The following is a 19,657-nucleotide window of genomic DNA, read 5'->3' on the forward strand; positions in this document are numbered from 1 at the left end:
ATAATTGATTCTGTTTTCATAGGTTTGATTGGTTTAGCTTCGCTTACTTATCATCAACGAGTTTTCACAATCCTCTTCCGTGATCGAGAGAAATCTCATAATTCAGGCTGAGTTAGAATTATAGCTAGGGTTTTCAGGGGATTTAAAAACTAACTAAAGATCTAGGTATAAGATATATTCGTAGGGGTGTGGTCTCATAAGAACTTCTCTCGCTTCTTGTTTTTTAATCTCTATATACTTCTCTATGAGATCTCTGCTGAAAACAGGTTTTAGATATTCTTGATCGCTCTCAAGCTCTTCTAGAGCTTGAATTAGATCTCTTGGAAGTACTTTTAATCTTTTCTCTCTAATTTCTTTCTCCGATAATCTATATATGTTATCCTCGTAAGGTTCTCCTGGATCTATCTTCTTCTTGATCCCGTCAAGACCTGCCATGAGAACTGCGGATATTGCTAAATAGGGATTTGAAGAGGGATCCGGTACTCTGAACTCTAATCTGATCCTCCTAGGATCTCCTGCATAAGGTATTCTAATACCAGCACTTCTATTATAGAAACCCCACACACAGTATACAGGAGCTTCGTAGCCTGGAACAAGTCTCTTATAACTATTACTAGTAGGAGCTACAATAGCTGAGAGACTTCTACAATGCTCTATCAATCCTCCTATGAAGTATCTTCCAACATCGCTTAATCCATTGTCTTCCGAGGCGAATAGATTCCTTCTTCTATCAGAATCCCACAAGCTTATATGGAGATGCATTCCACTACCATTCTCACCATATATAGGCTTAGGCATGAAAACAGCTATCATGCCGCTTTCTCTAGCGATATGTCTTGCAACCCATTTAATTGTGATAACACTATCACCAGCTGTCACAGGATCTCCTGAGCCTAGTGATGTTTCGATTTGTGATGTTGCGACTTCGTGATGCGATGTTTCAACACTATAGCCTAGTTCTTCGAGGTATTTTGCTAGAAGTAGTCTGAATGAACTTATCCTATCTCCTGAGTCTAGCGTATGATAACCTTTCTCAGGTCTAAATCTATCTCCAGGATCTACTGAGAAACCGCTTTCATAATGAGATCTATCTCCAAGTATTCTCACTGAATTGAATATGAAGAACTCGATCTCGGCACCTACTAAAGCGTTGTAGCCGTGATCCTTTAGATATGAATCTGTTTTCTCGGCAATATACCTTGGATCTCTATCAGATCTTCTTTCATCATAATTATATACCCTCCCTATAGCTCTATACATGCTCTTATCCCATGGAACAATCCTTAGGGTTCTAGGATCGTAGTCTAGAAGCATGTCACTCTTATTAATATCTGCAAAACCTTTCACACTACTTCCATCAAATGTTGCTGAGAATTTTCTGCTATTATTATACTGTGTTTCAACACTTCTTAAGAATCCTGCTAGATCTGTGTAGTGTATTAATAATCTCTTTCTCTCCTCAGATTCATTCATTCTATTCTCACGTCTCACGGGGTATATGTTTTTTCGGACGAGTAATATTTTTAAGAGGATCTTTTAGAACGATTTCTGAGCATATCCATCTTAAATATAGTTTTTGTATATATTATATTACGTGGTGTGAGTACTATGTTCAAGAGGGTAATACTGGATGAAACCGATCTGAGAATTCTCGAGATTCTCAAAAGAAATTCCCGAGAAAATATAAGAGAGATAGCTAGAAGACTGGGCAAACCTCCTTCAACTATATCAAGTAAGATTAAAAGACTAGAGAAACTAGGAATTATAAGAGGCTACACAGCGATCATAGACTACCAGGCTTTAGGCTATCAGATCAATGCTCTAACACTTCTACAAGTCGAGGGAGCTTACATAGAAGAGATCGAGAGAATACTCTCAGAAGAGAAGAATGTGAGAGCTGTATATGATATAACAGGAGAATATGATGTAGCTATAATAACAACATTTAGAGATGTAGAAGATCTCAATAGCTTCATAAAAAGAATACTGAAAAACCCCTATATAAAGAGATCTGTCACCAACATAGTTCTTAGAATAGCTAAGGAAAAACCTAATATAGATGAGGATCTATCGCTGATATTCTCATCTTAGAATATTTTCAGGCATGAGAGAATGATAATACCAGGATCCCTGCATACCCATGGATCTTACCTGCTAGTCGAATATCTCTCGAATCAAAAGATAGGTGCAGCTGATAATAATAATCATCTAGGAAGCAAGTTCTTGTGTAGCTATTTCGGGTTCTATATCTATTGTGTAGTGCATAGAAAACGCTTAAGTACTCTACCAGCAACATATGAAGCCAGTCTCGAGTAAGAGATTGAAAATCTTTGTAAAGCCCTAGATATGGCTCTCCTCGAGACATCCCGAGATGTGTAGTATCTGGGGTTGTCCTAACACCCTTAGCCCGATGAGAACCCGAGTAAAATACAGAGAAAAATGAGGTGATAGAATCAACGGATATAAATCTATATAATAGCTGAACCTCTGGTAGATGTGAGAGATAATAGTATTCTCTTTAAAGATACTATTAATATGCATGAGAGTATTGATATGACTACGTATATGCTTACTGGAAGGATTAGGAGTAGCATCTGGTTGACTCCTGCTATAGATGATAGTATGTCTAATACTTTTATCACTTGAGAATCTCTAGAGATATACACTATGAGAGGTGTTGTAAAGACTATTAGGGAAGTTATAAGAGTGTTGAGAATGCTCTTACTAGTTTTTGATGAGAGAAGAGCTGCAGGCGCTGCTATGATAATTGAAATCCACGCCCACTCGATACCTAGAACTCCTCCTGATACTCCAAGTACTACTCCTAGTGAGATCGGGATGACATGATCTTTAATTATGCTCATTGAAACCACCTATCCAGGGATCATGATTATTAGGGCTATGCGATCTTCTACAGTATCAGGAGATGTAGGCAGATCTAGCTCTCTATAGCTGTAGTTATACCAGGTATTGAAAAAGTTCTCGTAGTAATTGCTGAATGGATTCTCACTCTGACCACCTGGATATATTCCGTAGGCTTTTATAGAGCCTTTCTCAACATAAGCTACAATCCTCCAGCTAGGACCTGTCCTAACATAAGTACCACCACCAAGGTTTCTAAGATCATATGAGAAGCCCGCATTCATGAGAGTAGCTGAAGCTCCATCCTCTGGTATCGGTCCTATAGAAAGAGGTTTTAACCCGCTTAAATGAGCTATATATAGCATATGAATCCTTCCCCAAGTCCAGGAGTTTATATCATCTCCATAAACTGATTTAATACTGTTTAAGGCCTTAGAGAAAGCTCTTCTAAATACCTCGCTTAGATTCCCTCCAAACCATTTTGAATTCGGCATATTCTGGATCAACCATATCATCGCATCCTCTGAAGGATAGAATCTAAGATTAATTCCTCTATCTAAGTAGATCTTTGAGAAAACTTCATCGTACAAAGCTGAGAACCATGCCCACCATATGGTTGGTGCTACAAGATCTTTACCCATCCTATAATCCCATGATGCGAGGATTTTAAGAGCTTCTATCTCTATAGGATCTAGATCTCTGAACTTCTCGAGAGTTCTAATCAGAAGAGGAGTTGTGGACGAGGCGTACCATAGATATATGTCAGCTTGATATCTCATCATATCCTCCACAGAATGTCTATCTTTACTCGAGAGAAGCTGAAATATTCTCTGAGCTCTAGCGCCAGGATCCCACCAAGCTCCTAGAATGAAATAAGGATAGTAAGGGCCTACACTCATTTGATTAGGTGCTGCAGCCCATCCTCTTTGAGGATTGATAATTCTCGGTAGCTGCTCGTAAGGTATGTAGCCCTCCCATTCATAGCCTCCACTCCCGTTTAATATAGATCTGGATCCTACAACTTTCACCATATCGCCATCAGGAAGTCTTATACTTCTATATGGGAAGAGGCCAGGGATTATTATCCCATAATTGTTTTCCCTATCTATGAAAGCCCAGTTCTGCGAAGGTACATCCCAATATCTGAGTGCTTCGATAAGCTCCTTATAGCTTCTAGCTTTATTCACAAGATATATAGCTATAGACTGTCTGGTGATCCCGCTGTCATCATTCATATAACCAGCATTTCCAACCCATCTAAACGATATAGGAGCTCCTCTAGTGCTCATTATAGGGCCATTAGCTGTTATGTTAACTTTCAGCGTATAGATTCCATAACCTTTAACCTTTATAGGTTCTTCAACGATCTTCAGAGGTCTCCACTCTCCCTTGTAATAGTAAGAGTCATTAGATATCTTCTCTAGATAGAAATCCATAACTCCTATCTGAGTGTTTGTGAGACCCCAGGCTATGTACTCGTTGAATCCTATTATTATGAAGGGGATGCCTGGAAGAGTTACACCTCTTACATTCATATCAGGAGTCTTTATATGAGCTTCATACCATACAGCTGGTATATTGAGAGAGAGATGTGGATCATCAGCAAGCATAGCTCCACCTACAGCAGATCTAGATGGTCCTACAACCCAATTATTACTCCCTATGCTAGCAGGTTTTTCACCGCTGAGATCTAATATAGATTCTATTGCGTCTAAGATCTGTTTTGTAAGATTCTGATCACTGAGATCTATTCCTGTAGCCCACTGTGAAAACCAATTAAGACTTCTGAGATACTCAGGATCCTTATTTATTCTCATAGCATCAATACTGCCATTACCAGGAATCACTGTCACGTTATCAGCATAGTAGGGATGAGTAGGAAATAAGATATTAGTATCTTCAGGCCCTAGTTTTATCGCTAGATATGTGAGTTTTAAAGGTTCAAAGAAGTTTGTAAGCTCCCAAGCCATGTATAAAGACCATGCAATACTATCTTCAGGTTTCCACGGTTCAGGCTCGTATCCTAATAGCTTAAACATTATAGGCAGTTCTCTGCTACTTTTCATATCATATATAGCTTTATTAACTCCTTCTGCATATGCTTTTAGTATCGAGTAGACCTCTGGATATGAGCTCTCAAGGTATTTCGTAGTATTTACAGCGGATCTATAGAGTCCTATTATTCTCATAAATATATCTTGTTTTAAAGTTGAGATACCCAGTATCTCTGAGAGCCTTCCTTCTGCAAGTCTTCTTTGAATATCCATCTGCCATAATCTGTGGTATGCGTGAACATATCCAAGAGCATAAGCAGCATCTCGATCGCTTGATGCAAATATATGTGGAATCATATATTTGTCAAATAAGATCACTGTCTCACCGTCAAGACCTTTAATGCTGATCTTTACTTCGCCTCTAAAATCTCCTCTTCCAATCTCTGTCCACACACCAGAGTAAGGATTCATAAGAGAAGCCACAGATCCTAAGGACATTGTTATCAGTATTATAAGTATGAGAGATATTACTGTAGCAAGTGTTTCTTTAAAGATGCTCAAAACACCGTCGCCAATCTATGTATAAACAAATAATAAAATATAAAACATTATATGATGTTTTTATGATGACTTTTTAATCTTACCTCTCACTAGAGCTCTGTATAGCAGATTCTCATTCGATATAATGTTTCTGTATTTTCTCTAGAAGTACATGCAGAAGATAATATCATGCTTTCAGCTGGGTTTTAATACTATGTTTTTCATGATCCCTTCTCTACTTTCATAGAAAATCTTTATCGATTCGATCAATTCTGGAGGGTGGAACTCTATTTCTATGACCTCTCCAGGTCCTATCTCTCTTCCGAGATGTATGACTTCTTTATCTAGCTTTCTTCCATACCTCTGACTTGCATATTCCTCAGAAGAGGATTTAGTTGATGAGATCGTGTAGTAGTACAAGATCTCGGCAGATATCAATTTTATCTTTTCGTTGCTCATATTCTTTATAGAGAAGCCTCTCCTAGTTTTAGAGACTTTAAATATCTCCTGAGACATTTCACTCTCCTAATAGAAATTGTTCAATCATGTTAATATCAGTATTTTCATTATGGGTCTTCGGAGGCTCAGAGATTCTCATAGGTTTTCTTCATTAGAATAGCATCATCCTCTATATTAGGTGATTCTGATATAACTACTCCATAAACCTTGAAATCTTTAAGAGCCTTGAGAATATCTCTGTAATTTAGATCAGATTCTTCTAAATTAAGATGTTTAATCTCCCCACGCCTACCATACTCGATTCCTGACATATGAATATGCATCCTCTCTAAAGCTTCTCTACCTAATCTTCTTTCAATGAGCTCGAGAACCGATGAAATCTCCTCGTAAGTATTATACCTACCGATACTTCTAGCATGTAGATGAGCGAAATCTATTGCAGGCTGAATACCTTCTATCTCTTCTGATAAAGATATGATCTCCTCAAGATCTCCAAATTCGGCAAGTCCTCCCATAGTCTCTGGTCTGAGCCATATCTCGATCCCCTCATCTCTAACAGCTCTCGAGATCTCTTTAACAGTATTCTTGATTCTTTGATAAGCCTTGCCAGGAGTGTCTCCCCCATAGTATCCTGCGTGAAATACCACGGAGAAAGCTCCAGCGGCGAAGCCTACTCTAGCGGATTGTATGATCCTCTCAGCACTCTCTCTAACCTTGGAGCTATCACTGCTATTAAGATTAATATAGTAAGGTGCGTGAACTGTTAGAACTACATTGTTCTCCTCAGCAATCTTCTTAACCTCAAGAGCTGTCTCCATACTCATCTTAACACCTCTAACAAACTCTAGCTCCATAGCATCGAGCCCCAGCTCTCTCACTCTGACGATACCAGCTTGAGAAGTTTTCTTAGATGTGGAGAGGGGGATCCCAGCTGTTCCGAAGAGAAGTCTTGTGAAACGTCTCATGGAGCTAGACCTCGCTAAGATACATAGGCTCTAACTAGAAGAAAAACTTTATCGGGTTCAAACTCACTCGATCCTGGGAATGCCTTTATATACTCTTGAGATATATCTACGATATTAGCTATCTTTCCATTAGATATTCTAATCAGGAGAAATGTAGGGCTTGAGAGCACATTAAACGCTGTAAATGTATTTCTAGCTATAGGATCTGTGCAGTCACTTGTAAACCAGTTGCATGCTACGAGGATTATCTCGATCTTCCCCTTAAGATCGTTAGCACCCCCAGATCTTAAGAATGGCTGGAGTTTTGATTCAAAGTACTGACAGTGCGGACATAGATTATTATGGAAGTAGTAGAGATAATACCCATCAGATTCAGGAAGATAATAAGACCTGCCTCCACTACTATTAACTCTGTAGAAAAGACTCTTATCCCAATCCCATACATAAACTCCATTAGGGATCATATTAGGAGGAGTTCCAGGAGATAGATATCCTTCTCCAACGTTTTCTACAGCTCCCGACTGAGAGAGTTTAAAGTACGCTATAACACCTGAAACCACTACCACTATGATCAGGAGCGGTATAAGAATCCTATTGAACCTCTTTCTCAAGCAAACCCTACCAGATTAGAATAACTCAAGAGTTAAAATATTAAGAAGATTCATTTACACATAATATCATAGGTAGGTAGCTACTGTCAAGATTTATAGCATATATGCTGGGATTATCAGATATATTATTAGATGATGAAGCCGACATAGTATGAGAGATGATTACGGGTTGATGAGCTGAAGTTAATATCCCGCTCCTCATTATAAGTATTCGGATAATAATGCCATGAGTGAAGAAGTAGAAGAAAAGAGAGCTCCTCTAATGGAGCACTTCCAAGAACTTGGTGTGAGGATTAAAAGGATAATAGTATTCTATGTGATTGTTTCGGCGATCCTCTTCACACCTTTAAATATATTCACTATCCACTCAGATTTTAATCTGGGTTCTAATGTTTCCTTCGATGATTTTCTGAGATTTCTAGTTAACACTATTAATACCTTCAGCGGTGTAGGTTACGATTCTCTTACAACTAGATTCATTAAATTCAGCAGAGAATATCTTCTCCCTCCAGAAGCTATACTTATCGCAGGAGGTTCTACAACACCTCTCTTCGTTATAATAAGAGTAGCTATGATACTAGCTCTTCTAATATCAGCACCCTATATAGCATATGAGATTCTAGCTTTCATATGGCCTGCACTATATAAGCATGAGAAGAAGGTTTTCAAGAAATATGCGATCCTCACAGCATTATACCTAGCGGGAGGAGTTCTAGCTGGATACTTTATAGTGGCTAAGGTGGTAATCCGTGTAGGACTTATATGGGCTGAATCTGTTGGAGCTCAGTTTTACATAACTCTATCGAGTTTCATTGATGAGATCTTCAACTCAATACTAGGATCTCTGATAATATTTCTCATACCTCTTGCAATGATAATAGCTGTAGAACTAGGATTCATAACCCCCGGACAAGGTTTCATGAGAGATAGGAAGATACTTTACGTTATAATATGGATAGTTCTTGTATTTTTCCTACCAGATGTGACAGCTATAGTGCTTTTTCTATTATTCATACTCGTGTACGAGCCTTCATATATCTATATGAAACATATTGCCAGGAGAAGATCTAGGTCTTCAATCTAGATTTCATATCAGATCAGATCTTATCACACTTCCGTATTCAACATCTCTACCGACAACAACCCCAGGATATATTATAGAGTACGCCCCCACCTTAACTCCGGGTAGTATCGATACATTTATACCTGTCTTCACATATCCTCCAACAAATGCTCCTAGTTTAACCCTACCACTACTAACTCTAGAACCCTTCAAGGAGACTTTAACAGGTTGCTCGTCGAATCTCAGATTAGCGATAAGAGTTCCTGCTCCTAGATTCGTGTTCTCACAGATTACAGAATCACCTACGTAGTTAAGATGAGGTAATTTAGCTCCTTCAAAAATAACGCTTTCCTTAACCTCTGTAGAGAAGCCTACACGAGCTCTTCTACCTACATAGGTGTAGGGTCTTATATAGGAGTTAGGACCTATAACAGCTTCATCATCTATATAGACAGGTCCTTCGATATATGTTGAACCTTTTACAACCACTCCCTCACCAATATAGACAGGTCCTTCGATAACAGCTCTAGGATCTACCCTCCCCTTGATAGTTCTCTCATTCATTCTCGAGAGAAGTTTTTTATGGATCTCTAGAATATCCCAAGGTCTTCCTATCTCACTCCACTCATCTTGAGAAGATCTTATCAGCTTAATCTCAACATCACTCCTCCTAGCAATCTCTATAAGATCTGTAAGCTCTATCTCACCTCTTTCAGAGAACTCCAGCTTATTAACAAGTTCTAGAGTCTTAGATCTGAACTTGTAGATCCCAGCGTTAATCATATTCGAAGGAGCTTCACGCGGATGAGGTTTTTCAATGATTCTGACAACCCTGTCTCCATCAAGAAGTAGAACACCATACTCCCAGGGATTAGGTACTGAGACTCCTACAAGACTTTCCGCAGGTGCTGAAAGTATCCTATCTACAAGGCTTTTCTCGATAAAAAGATCCCCGTATAAAACTATAACCTCTTCAGATCTTATATGAGGGAGAGCTACCTGAACCGCATGACCTGTTCCCAGCTCCTTCCCCTGTCTTATAACCTCGATCTCAACACCCTTCTCACTAGCATAGGATTCGATAAATCTCTTCACATCTTCATACCTATACTCGGCTACAACAAGAAATCTAGATACCCTGCTAAGAAAACTGTCTAGAGTTAGCTGAAGGAGAGGTCTTCCGAGAATAGGGATCAAAGGCTTCGGTCTTGTATCAGTCACAGGCCTAAGCCTCTCTCCTCTACCTCCTGCAAGGATTAACAACTCCATTACAGAGCCCTGAGTTTAATAGGCTTCAAAAGTATTATATAACAGACTAGAACATGCCATGCAAAACAGCATTTCTAGTTTCAGAAGATTTTCTCAAATACGATTTCGGACCATGGCATCCCTTCAAACCCTACAGATGGAAGCTCGCGCTGGAAATACTCGAGAGAAAGAAAGTATTCGAGAAAGGCTTCGCAGATATTGTGACCGCTAGGAGAGCTAGCATAGAAGAGCTACTCATGGTTCATGATAGAAGCTATATAGAGTTCGTGGCGAAAGCTACGGAAAGAGGTGAGGGATTCCTAGATTATGGAGATACACCGGCTAGGAAGGGAGTCTTCGAAGGAGCTCTAGCCAGGGTTGGAGCATCTGTACAAGGAGTGGATCTAGTACTCTCAGGATTTTATAATCATGCGTTCAACCCCTGCGGAGGACTTCATCATGCGAGAACTTCTGCGGCAGCAGGATTCTGTGTGTTCAATGATCTGGCAGTAGCCGTTAGACATGCTCAGAGAAGATATGGTCTCAAAAGAATTGCTGTGATAGATGTTGACGGGCATCATGGTGATGGTACACAGGATATATTCTATAAAGAATCTAGTGTTCTTAAGATCTCTCTTCATAGGTACGGTATATATCCTGGAAGTGGTTGGTATACTGAGATAGGCTATGGAGAAGGTGAGGGTTACACGATCAATATTCCGCTACCAGAGAATACTGATGACTCCTCATATCTATATGCTTTCAGAGAAATAGTGGTTCCGGTAGTTCTAGAATACAAGCCTGAGTTGATAATCCTTCAGTATGGTGCAGACTCACATTATGAAGATCCTCTAGTAGGTCTAGGGCTTACCACCTACGGTTATGAAGAGATCATGAGAATAATTCATAGGATCTCTCATGAAACCAGTGGAGGAAGGATCCTCGTCACAGGTGGTGGTGGTTATGTGCCTGAGAATGTTGCTAGGATATGGAGTATAGGTTTTATAAGACTTGCAGATCTAGATCTAGATATCTCAGATCTTCATGACAGGATAGAGAGGAGTATCGATAGAGAGCCCAGTTATTACGTTAGAGATCTTGTGGAGAGGATCAAGAATCTACTGAGAAGATACTATAGATCCCTATAGAGAGACTTCTCTCCTCAGAAGATCTTCAGGCTTCTCAGATTTATATTTTCTTCTATGGAGAGGTAGGAATATGAATCTTGATCTGTAGGGTGAGTAGTTTTTCTTAAGACCTCCTACTATGTTTATCTTATACCCGCAGAACCTGCATCTGTTATCCTCATCTAGATTCCACTCCAGTATCTCGAAACCATATCTTGCTATAACAATTCTACCACAGCTAGGACAGTATGTATGCTCGTAAGGATGCCCAGGTACATTTCCTATGTAAGCGTATTTAAGACCTTCCTCTCTAGCTATTCTAACATGTTTCTCCAAAGTCTCAACAGGTGTTGGAGGGTATTCAAGCATCTTGTAATCAGGATGGAATCTGAGGAAGTGAACAGGTGTTTCAGGACCTAGATTATCTATGATCCATTTCACAAGCTTTCTAGCCATCTCTAGATCGTCTCCGACCTTCGGGATCACAAGATCTGTTATCTCTATAAAGATCTTCTTATCCTTAAGCTCTTTCAAAGCATTGAAAACAGGCTCATAACTCATTATCTGGATATATCTCCTCGCAAATCTACTATCTCCATTACCCTTAAAATCAACTGTTATAGCATCAAGAAATCTTGATAGATAATCTACAGCTTCATCGGTTAGATACCCGTTGGATACGAAAGTATTGAAAAGCCCTTTCTTATGAGCTAGAACACCTACATCATGAGCATATTCTATAAATATAGTAGGCTCGTTATACGTATATGTGATCCCATCAGATCCTGTTTCAAGAGCTGTTTTCACAACCTCCTCAGGCTCTATCTGAAATCCTTCCACGATTCTCCTCTGACTAATATCATAGTTCTGGCAGTAGGCGCAAGCCCAGTTACATCCTGTGGTTGCTATTGAAAGAACCTGAGATCCTGGGTGGAAGTGCATTAAAGGTTTTTTCTCGATAGGATCCACATTCATAGCTATTAGAATTCCATAAGCTAGGAGATAGAGATCCCCGTCTCTATTACCTCTAACACCGCAAAAGCCTACCTGACCTGGGAGAAGCCTGCACCTTCTAGCACAAGCAGTACACATAACTCTATTATTATCAAGCTTCTCATATAGAACAGCTTTTCTCATATCAGAGTATATTAAGGCTTAGACAGCATATAAGTTAAGAGATTCCTTGAATGCCTGCGGAAAACGGTAAGCAGGTGTATGAGTATGTCGTATTCTATTCACATCAAATGATGGTAAGATCTGAGATTTAGAAGGTCAGATACTCCAACCCTACCTCATCTATCAGTCTTGCCGGGTGGTCATCATACCATGTTTATTAGCTTTCATCAGATATATAAAAAAGGTGTTCTGTCTATTGTCAAGAAACACGCCTGTTTCTCTCCATCTAAAATCTTTACTTGATGAGATAAGAGGCGAGCTTGCCTTCAAATATATAGCTATTGCAAGAAGTCTTTCTGAGAAGGGTTATGATGTTATAAGTTTTGGTGCTGGACAGCCAGATCTTCCGACACCAGATCATATAATTGAAGCTGCTAAAAGATCTCTTGACAGAAGATTTACAGGATACACTGAGACAGCAGGGATATATAAGCTTAGAGAGGCTATCGCGGAATATCTCAATAATAGATATCAAGCCTCTGTACATCCTGATGAGATCATAGTTACTACAGGAGCGAAAACAGCTATATTCACAGTGATTGCAAGCTATATAAACCCCGGCGATGAAGCTATAATAATAGATCCTTCTTATCCAGCCTATGGAGAGGCTGTGAAGATGATGGGAGGAAATCCCGTGTTCATACCACTTAAATTTGATAAATTAAAAGGTTTTCAAATAGATCTTGAGAATATTGAGAGTTCTATAACAAGTAGGACTAAGATGATAGTCATAAACAATCCTCATAATCCTACAGGAGCTGTGTTTCCGCCTAGTATTATACACGAGATCATGAGACTTGCTGAGAGAAGAGGTTTGATAGTTTTATCTGATGAAATATATGATAACTTCATATATGATAACACTCCGTTTAAGAGTGTGAGCGAGTATCCCGGGTGGAAGGATCACGCAATACTCATAAATGGATTTAGCAAAACATTCTCAATGACTGGCTGGAGGCTGGGCTACATAGTTGCCAGAAGAGATGTTGCAGAGAAAATGATAAGAGTTGCAGTCAACGTATATAGCTGTGCCACAAGTTTTGCTCAAGAGGCTGCGGTAGATGCTTTAAGAGGTGACTGGACACCTGTGAAGAAGATGATCCAGCTGTTCCAGAGGAGAAGAGATGTAGTATATGAAGAACTGAGTAAGATAGATGGTGTAGAGGTTTGGAAGCCTCTTGGAGCGTTCTATATATATCCGAGGATAAAAGAGATTCTCGAGAAAGTTAAGATGAGCGTAGAGGAATTTGTAGAGTATCTCATAGATAAGCATCATGTTATAGTGCTTCCCGGAACAGCTTTCTCAACTATAAATGGAGGAGATTTCATAAGACTTAGCTACTCGATCTCTGAAGAGAGAATTAGAGAAGGTGTTAGGAGAATTAGAGAAGGTATTAAAGAACTTCTCAACAGATAAACCCAGCTTTCTATCTTATCTATTCAACCAATTCAATCATAGAGATTCTATGCTGTTGAAATATCTCGGCTGAGAACAGATCTGATATATCGAATTGATAATAACAGATCTTTTTAATTTTAAGAGGTGCTGTCTTTATAAGTATTGAGAGAGAATAGCTAGGGATATGAGAAGTATCAGAGATATGTCTTGGATCGATTTTGAAAGAGAATGTTATAAAACAGGTGAGTGTGTAGGAATACTTCCCATAGGATCTGTGGAGCAACATGGAGCGCATCTACCTCTGGGAACAGATATCATGATCGCTGAAAGACTTGCTCAGAAGATCTTCGAGAAAGCTTCTGAAAAAGGTTTCAAGATAATCCTGCTAGAACCCATATCTATAACAGTGTCAGTGGAGTGGAGTGGAAATCCAGGAACTCTATGGGTTCCTGGAGAGGTTTTCCAGAGCTATGTTAAGAGCTATATATTATCTCTAATGAGGAATAACATAAGAAGAATCATAGTATTAAATGCTCATGGAGGGAATACAGGACATCTCCAAGCTCTTCTGAAAGATGTGGTCTATGAATTTAAAGAAGAAGGTTTCAAGATCTATCTAATCAACTGGTGGGAGTTTGTCGGAGATGTTATAAACAGGATCTTTGAGACTCGATTCTTTCACGCAGATGAGGTCGAGACCTCTCTGGCAATGGCTCTGGGGATAGGAGGTAAGGCTACAGAATCTGGTGAGATTATAGAGAGACCTTACGATGAGAAATGGCATGATCTCGATACCACTAAAAGGCCTAGGGTTTATTTCTTCTATAGAGAGGGTAGAAGACTTGAGAAAGGTTCTTTTGGAAGACCTGATATAGCTTCGCGAGAGAAAGGTGAGATCCTCTTAAAAGAATTTCTAGATAGATTCATGGATTTTCTAGAGGATTTGGTTAGGGGGAGGATATAGGGATTCTTCAAGCTATATTCGGTTTGCATATGCATTCTCCTTCAATCATAAGCTCGGGATTCTCTCTCTCGAGGAGTTCTAGAAGCTCTCTACAGTTCTTTGCACACTCAATAGAAGGATCTTCGCTGGATTCTGTTGAAGTCATTATATAGAGATCTATTACAGGTCCTCTGATCTCATGACCCTTAGGATGAGATTTCACATATACATTACCTCTGTTCCTTACAAAGCTATTTATAATCCTTGCTAGACTTGATTCAGGTACTCCCACCAGTCTTATAGTGGTCTCTGCAAATCTTCTTCTTCCAAATCTCCTAAGATAAGGTTCTACATGATTCTCCCAGATACCCTCCATCTCGCTAGGAACGCCTGGGAGAGCTATTATTATAAGATTCTCTCTCTCAACGAGAATTCCTGGAGCTATCCCAACAGAATTTGGTAGAGGTCTAGCGCTTCTAGGCATGTAAGCCATTTTTATTCTCTCAGGAGTAAGATTCATACCCCTTCTCTCATACTTCTCCTTAATCTCTTTGAGAGCTTCTTCATTTAGAACATGTTCTTCTCCTAAATAACGTGATAAAGCCTCGGATGTTATATCATCATATGTAGGTCCGAGACCTCCTGTAGTTACTATCAGACTAGCTCCGAAGATCTTGATCGCTATATCAAAAGCCTTAGATATATCCTCGAAGGAATCTCCTATAGATATGTGTGCAACCACATCTAAGCCTAGGAGAGTGAGTCTTCTAGAGAGATACGAAGCATTAGAATTAACAATCCTACCCTGGATAATCTCATTACCTATTGATATTATAACAGCTTTCAATCCAGATCCACTACTCTACAAAGCTTAGATAGGGTATCTTATAAAGCGATGGCATCTTCTCAAGATCCAGGTCGAAGGTGTAGTGAACCTTCATAAACTGCTTTCTAAACTCAGAAACTTTAGCAGCCACAGCTTTAGGATCCTTCTTATCTATTATAACTTCTCTAAAGAATCTTGCAACTTCTTTGAAGTCATCCTCTTTCATGCCCAGCCTCGTCATCTCCTGAACTCCAGTTCTAATACCACTAGGATCTTTAACAGCTTCAGGAGGATCTTCTGGCAGTAGATTTCTATTGACTATTATATTAGCCTCCTCTAGAAGCTGAGCAATCTTAGCTCCTCCACCATGTCTTCTAACATTCAAAACAACCTGATGAGATCTTGTGAAGCCCAGATGCTCGCAGATCACCTCAAGACCTTCTGCGTGAAGCGCTTCTGCAAATGCCCTAGCATTTCTAACAACCTGATCAGCGTATTGCTCTCCGAAGTATATCATCTCAACAGCTGTGACGGCTATAGAGGGTAGTCTGTGAAGATGATGATTACTCACAAACCAGGGGAATATGGTTCTCGAGATCTCCTTGAATATCCTCTCATTGTTAGAAAGTATAACCCCTCCCTGAGGTCCTGGAAAGGTTTTATGAGTTGATGAAGTCACAACATCAGCACCGGCTTCGAAAGGATCTCTCCATCTCCTTCCAGCTATGAGACCTAGAACGTGGGCTGCATCATATACTACATCAGCTCCTACAGAGTGGGCTACTTCTGCAAGTTCTTTGAGAGGATGCGGGAAGAGATATAGTGAGCCTCCTAAAACTATGAACCTAGGCTTAACACTCTCAATAAGTTTAGAAGCTTTATCTACGTCAACATTCATATTCTCACGATCGAAAGGCATTTCAATATGTTCAATACCTAGAGCACCCAGTGTTCCAAACTTAGTATGACTTACATGTGCTCCAGCCTGAACCGGTGCTACCACAGCCTTTCCACCTGGTGGTGAGAGTACTCTGAATGTTGCTGCGTTAGCTATGGTACCGCTTACAGGTCTTAGATCCACGAATCTCACCTTGAAGAGTTTACTCATAAGATCCATAGCAAGCTCTTCAATATCATCTACATACGGCAGACCTTGGTAGTATCTCTTACGAGGTTTTCCTTCAGCATATCTATGCATCATGTCTGTGAAGTAAACAGCTTCTGCTAGAGGACTCATCACATTCTCGCTAGGAATCAAATTTAAGGTTTCTGTTGATCTCCACTTATTATGCCTTCCCGTAATCTCTACGATCCTACGTATCTCGCTAGGAATCCCGGAACTAGGTGTGAGCATCGGGAAACCCTGTAACATCTACCCTTATCAAAGTATTATAATTTATATACCTCGATGAGTGAAGAGATATAGTGTAGCTTATTGAGAAGATCAATTGTTATGAGAGATGGGTTTAGAGAATTAAGAGAAAGTCTAGCATGGATACTAGCTATATTTCTCCTGATCAACGTATTTGGAGGAGTGTATTATCTTAGAATAGACTTTGTAAGAGGATTAGGATTCTTGCTGGGAGTTCTTCTAGGTTTTATATTTCACGAGCTAGCTCATAGAAGTGTTGCGAGAAGACTTGCGTGCACATCTAGATTTACAATAGATCTTACCTCAGTATTATTCACATCATCCATAGCTCTGATCCAGAATATAATGCTCATGTTCACAGGAAGAGGACTGCCATTCATAATAGCTCTGCCAGGCTATGTGATGAGCTTCTGCGGATTCTTACCAAGATCTGGAGAAGGTCTGATAGCATTTGCAGGTCCTCTCACTAATATCATGATCTCTATTCTGAGTATGCTAATCGCTACACTAATCTCATCACCTAGAGAGCTGGTCTATATCTTAGAAGCAATATATAGAGTGAACGTGTTATTAGCATTATTCAATCTAATACCTATACCACCTCTAGACGGTTTCAAGATAGCTAGATGGAATCTGCTAATATGGTTTCTACTCATCATGATAGGACTTGCACTACTCATGCTATAAACCTCTAGATCCTTTGCAACAGCATTTCTATAAGTTTATAAACCATCTATTATGTAGTATTAGTAACGGGAGATAGCATAGGGAGGGCAGTTGTGAGGAGAGCCCCCGTGACCGGGGTTCGAATCCCCGCCCGGCTATACCCTTCTCATAACAACTAGAAGTATTTCCCTATCATTATTACTTCCATCAATAACTGAAAGACCGCTATCTCTGCATACTCTAACTACTTCATTAACTATGTTATAGTCTTTCAAGTCTATCACCAGCACCACCTTCTCTCCACCGCTCATATTCTGAGCTAGAGTTCTTATCTCATCTCTAAATCTACGAGGATCTAATCTAACGCTTTTTATATTCATTTCAGCTCCTTCTCTATATTATCATCTCTTCAATCTCCTTAAATACTTGTGATGCATCTTCATAACCACCTACTCCGTATATATATAGAACTCTGGCTCCCTTGATTATCTCTACAGATATGTTTCCTTTTCTAAGCGTGTATCTAAAGGGATCTTCTTCGATCGAGAATCCTCTCTCACGGATTTTCTCAAGATCTATTTTTCGGATCTCTTTCTCTACTCTAACCCTAAAGATGTTCTCACCACCACAAGCTTTAGATATCTTCTCAGGTTTTACAACTCCTAGAAGCTCTCTACCTCCTAGCCCGCACACGGGGCATTTAGGATTTCTAGTGGTGTTGAATATCTTCATATCAGGAGTTGCAAGATCTATGTAGTATATCTTGGATTCTATATCTTCTCCTAGAAGTATTCTCAGAGCTATCGAGGATGCTAATGAAGAGACTGCGAGAACTGTTACAACAGAAACCCCGAAAACATTACATAGATCTCTAATAGATGAAGTATCTCCAGAATATTGATAGATGCATCTCAGACAAGCTGTTCTACCGGGTATCACAGGCATTACAACGCCGTAGAAGCCCTCCACACCTGCATATATGTAGGGTTTGCCTAGCTCTACAGCTACTTCATTTGCTAGAAATCTTGTTCTCATATTATCAAGACCGTCTAGAATAAGGTCAACATCTCTAGCCAGGTTTAAAGCATTATCTGTGTCGAATAGATCGATTCTATAGTCAATCTCGGTATAAGGAGAGATTCTTTTGATCTCTCTAGCAACAGCATAAGCCTTAGGAGTTCTCTCTATATGATCATTATAGAAATATGAGAGAGTTCTAGGAATATTAGAGATCTCGATGATCTCAGGATCTACAATCCTTATAAAACCCACACCAAGTCTCGCCATACTCACGGCTATTGCAGAACCTAAAGCTCCTCCACCGATCACTAGAACCCTGCTGTTAAGAAGTTTTCTCTGACCTTTCAAACCAATTCTTCTTATAAGGATCTGTCTAGAGAACATATCAATATACTCTGGAGAGAGATCCTTTAAAGAGCTCATAATAATCCACTAATATTAGTAGTAGTTCTAATATATGGAAAACAATCTTCACAGATCTGAGATGTTCTCACATATAGAATCGAATGAGCTATCAGCCCATGGAAGGGTCTGGGTCGCTCCACCTCAATCATCTATCAGCGAAGTCTTTCTCTTCATCCCTAATATCTATATTCGACACAGGATAAAATTAAATTAGGAGATTAAATTAGATAAATCCAGGAGATCCGAGGATCTATGTGAGATCTGCGAGGTAGAGAAGGCTCTATACATCTGTAGAATATGTGGTAGGAGAGTTTGTAAGAATCACTATACAGAGGATCAAGGCATATGCTCGGTCTGTGCAGAATCTATGTGTAAGATCTGTAGGAGGAATCTAAGTATAGCTTCATGCCCTGCCTGCGGTAGAACCGTCTGCTATAAATGCTTAGTTGAAGAAGGATTTCTCAAGACATGCGCTATATGTAAGATCAGTGGCTTGAGCAGGAGATTTCTAGCAACATATCTCAGCAGTAGACTTAAAAGAAAATAAAACTTCTCCAGCGATCTTCTACTCTCACAACGCGATCTTGATCGAAGGATTTGAAAGAGAGTATATCCTTCATAGAGGTTTTAAACTATCCTAGCTCATATAGGGGAATCCTAGTAAAGTTTTTAATCGTAGAAATCCTGATACGATTTTCAGTGTCTTCGGAGTTTCGAGATCTGTGGAGCTGTAAGCCTTGGGCTGCTACGGGAGGGTATCCGCGGTGAGAGACTCCGAGAAGACCGTTGAGAAGTTGAAGAGTGTTCACAGGCTTTCATGCTTCTTATATCCAGCTCCTCAGAAACAGTCTGCTTATTATTTCCAAATGCATAAGCTTTGAGCAAGATATGATCTATTCTACGGTAACTGTTTTAGCAAGATTTCTAGGTTTGTCAGGATCGAAACCTCTTCTAACTGCGAGATGATATGCTGTAAGCTGG

At 39.6% G+C, this 19,657-nt stretch carries 19 protein-coding genes; 7 read left to right on the forward strand and 12 right to left on the reverse strand.

All coding sequences use genetic code 11. From position 1 onward, the window contains the following. Positions 1–153: 153 nt before the first annotated feature. On the reverse strand, positions 154–1,473 hold the full coding sequence (glnA, locus tag QXS89_02585; GenBank protein ID MEM3831067.1) for a type I glutamate--ammonia ligase: 1,320 nt from the start codon (positions 1,471–1,473) through the stop codon (positions 154–156). 135 nt (positions 1,474–1,608) lie between these two features. Between glnA and QXS89_02590 the strand changes: the two genes are divergently transcribed. After that, on the forward strand, positions 1,609–2,091 hold the full coding sequence (locus QXS89_02590) for an Lrp/AsnC family transcriptional regulator (GenBank protein MEM3831068.1): 483 nt from the start codon (positions 1,609–1,611) through the stop codon (positions 2,089–2,091). A 377-nt stretch (positions 2,092–2,468) separates the two neighbouring features. Here the strand turns inward: QXS89_02590 and QXS89_02595 are convergent, their stop codons facing one another. The 5 genes from QXS89_02595 to QXS89_02615 form a co-directional block, all read right to left on the reverse strand. Continuing rightward, complete coding sequence (locus QXS89_02595) at positions 2,469–2,864, reverse strand: hypothetical protein (protein ID MEM3831069.1); 396 nt, start codon at positions 2,862–2,864, stop codon at positions 2,469–2,471. A 9-nt stretch (positions 2,865–2,873) separates the two neighbouring features. Continuing rightward, a complete protein-coding gene (locus QXS89_02600) occupies positions 2,874–5,417 on the reverse strand; it encodes a penicillin acylase family protein (protein ID MEM3831070.1) in 2,544 nt (847 codons plus the stop codon). A 174-nt stretch (positions 5,418–5,591) separates the two neighbouring features. Continuing rightward, positions 5,592–5,912 carry a hypothetical protein gene (locus tag QXS89_02605; GenBank protein MEM3831071.1) on the reverse strand — a complete coding sequence of 107 codons (321 nt, stop codon included), beginning with the start codon at positions 5,910–5,912 and terminating at the stop codon, positions 5,592–5,594. A gap of 68 nt (positions 5,913–5,980) precedes the next feature. After that, on the reverse strand, positions 5,981–6,820 hold the full coding sequence (locus QXS89_02610) for a TIM barrel protein (protein MEM3831072.1): 840 nt from the start codon (positions 6,818–6,820) through the stop codon (positions 5,981–5,983). 14 nt (positions 6,821–6,834) lie between these two features. Beyond that, positions 6,835–7,431 (reverse strand): hypothetical protein, encoded by a 597-nt coding sequence (locus tag QXS89_02615; protein ID MEM3831073.1) that lies wholly within the window; start codon positions 7,429–7,431, stop codon positions 6,835–6,837. A 226-nt stretch (positions 7,432–7,657) separates the two neighbouring features. On the opposite strand from QXS89_02615, the gene QXS89_02620 reads away from it, so the two are divergent. Then, positions 7,658–8,515 carry a twin-arginine translocase subunit TatC gene (locus QXS89_02620; GenBank protein MEM3831074.1) on the forward strand — a complete coding sequence of 286 codons (858 nt, stop codon included), beginning with the start codon at positions 7,658–7,660 and terminating at the stop codon, positions 8,513–8,515. Positions 8,516–8,518: 3 nt separating this feature from the next. Here QXS89_02620 and QXS89_02625 read toward each other — a convergent pair whose 3' ends face one another. Then, positions 8,519–9,763 carry a sugar phosphate nucleotidyltransferase gene (locus QXS89_02625; protein ID MEM3831075.1) on the reverse strand — a complete coding sequence of 415 codons (1,245 nt, stop codon included), beginning with the start codon at positions 9,761–9,763 and terminating at the stop codon, positions 8,519–8,521. 53 nt (positions 9,764–9,816) lie between these two features. Here QXS89_02625 and QXS89_02630 point away from each other — a divergent pair, with 53 nt between their 5' ends. Beyond that, positions 9,817–10,890: an acetoin utilization protein AcuC gene (locus tag QXS89_02630; protein ID MEM3831076.1), complete on the forward strand. Its 1,074-nt coding sequence runs from the start codon at positions 9,817–9,819 to the stop codon at positions 10,888–10,890. On the opposite strand, the gene amrS is transcribed toward QXS89_02630, so the two are convergent. Further along, positions 10,885–12,006, reverse strand: a complete 1,122-nt coding sequence (gene amrS / locus QXS89_02635) for an AmmeMemoRadiSam system radical SAM enzyme (GenBank protein ID MEM3831077.1) — start codon at positions 12,004–12,006, stop codon at positions 10,885–10,887. The genes QXS89_02630 and amrS overlap by 6 nt on opposite strands. A 235-nt stretch (positions 12,007–12,241) precedes the next feature. On the opposite strand from amrS, the gene QXS89_02640 reads away from it, so the two are divergent. Together QXS89_02640 and QXS89_02645 are read left to right on the forward strand one after the other, a co-directional pair. Beyond that, positions 12,242–13,462 (forward strand): pyridoxal phosphate-dependent aminotransferase, encoded by a 1,221-nt coding sequence (locus QXS89_02640; protein MEM3831078.1) that lies wholly within the window; start codon positions 12,242–12,244, stop codon positions 13,460–13,462. A gap of 184 nt (positions 13,463–13,646) precedes the next feature. Then, the gene (locus QXS89_02645) at positions 13,647–14,408 is read left to right on the forward strand and encodes a creatininase family protein (protein ID MEM3831079.1); all 762 of its coding nucleotides are present in this window, start codon (positions 13,647–13,649) and stop codon (positions 14,406–14,408) included. A gap of 7 nt (positions 14,409–14,415) precedes the next feature. Here the strand turns inward: QXS89_02645 and QXS89_02650 are convergent, their stop codons facing one another. Continuing rightward, positions 14,416–15,234, reverse strand: a complete 819-nt coding sequence (locus QXS89_02650; protein MEM3831080.1) for a nicotinamide mononucleotide deamidase-related protein — start codon at positions 15,232–15,234, stop codon at positions 14,416–14,418. 10 nt (positions 15,235–15,244) lie between these two features. Beyond that, positions 15,245–16,567 carry a serine hydroxymethyltransferase gene (gene glyA / locus QXS89_02655; protein ID MEM3831081.1) on the reverse strand — a complete coding sequence of 441 codons (1,323 nt, stop codon included), beginning with the start codon at positions 16,565–16,567 and terminating at the stop codon, positions 15,245–15,247. An 81-nt stretch (positions 16,568–16,648) separates the two neighbouring features. Here glyA and QXS89_02660 point away from each other — a divergent pair, with 81 nt between their 5' ends. After that, positions 16,649–17,272 (forward strand): site-2 protease family protein, encoded by a 624-nt coding sequence (locus tag QXS89_02660; protein ID MEM3831082.1) that lies wholly within the window; start codon positions 16,649–16,651, stop codon positions 17,270–17,272. Between the two features lie 134 nt (positions 17,273–17,406). Here the strand turns inward: QXS89_02660 and QXS89_02665 are convergent, their stop codons facing one another. Next, positions 17,407–17,631, reverse strand: a complete 225-nt coding sequence (locus tag QXS89_02665) for a hypothetical protein (GenBank protein MEM3831083.1) — start codon at positions 17,629–17,631, stop codon at positions 17,407–17,409. Positions 17,632–17,644: 13 nt separating this feature from the next. Continuing rightward, complete coding sequence (locus QXS89_02670) at positions 17,645–18,694, reverse strand: HesA/MoeB/ThiF family protein (protein MEM3831084.1); 1,050 nt, start codon at positions 18,692–18,694, stop codon at positions 17,645–17,647. A 349-nt stretch (positions 18,695–19,043) separates the two neighbouring features. Between QXS89_02670 and QXS89_02675 the strand changes: the two genes are divergently transcribed. Then, the gene (locus QXS89_02675; protein ID MEM3831085.1) at positions 19,044–19,223 is read left to right on the forward strand and encodes a hypothetical protein; all 180 of its coding nucleotides are present in this window, start codon (positions 19,044–19,046) and stop codon (positions 19,221–19,223) included. Positions 19,224–19,657 lie beyond the last annotated feature (434 nt).

Source organism: Sulfolobales archaeon (assembly GCA_038881635.1).
Lineage (GTDB): Archaea > Thermoproteota > Thermoprotei_A > Sulfolobales > AG1 > WYEN01.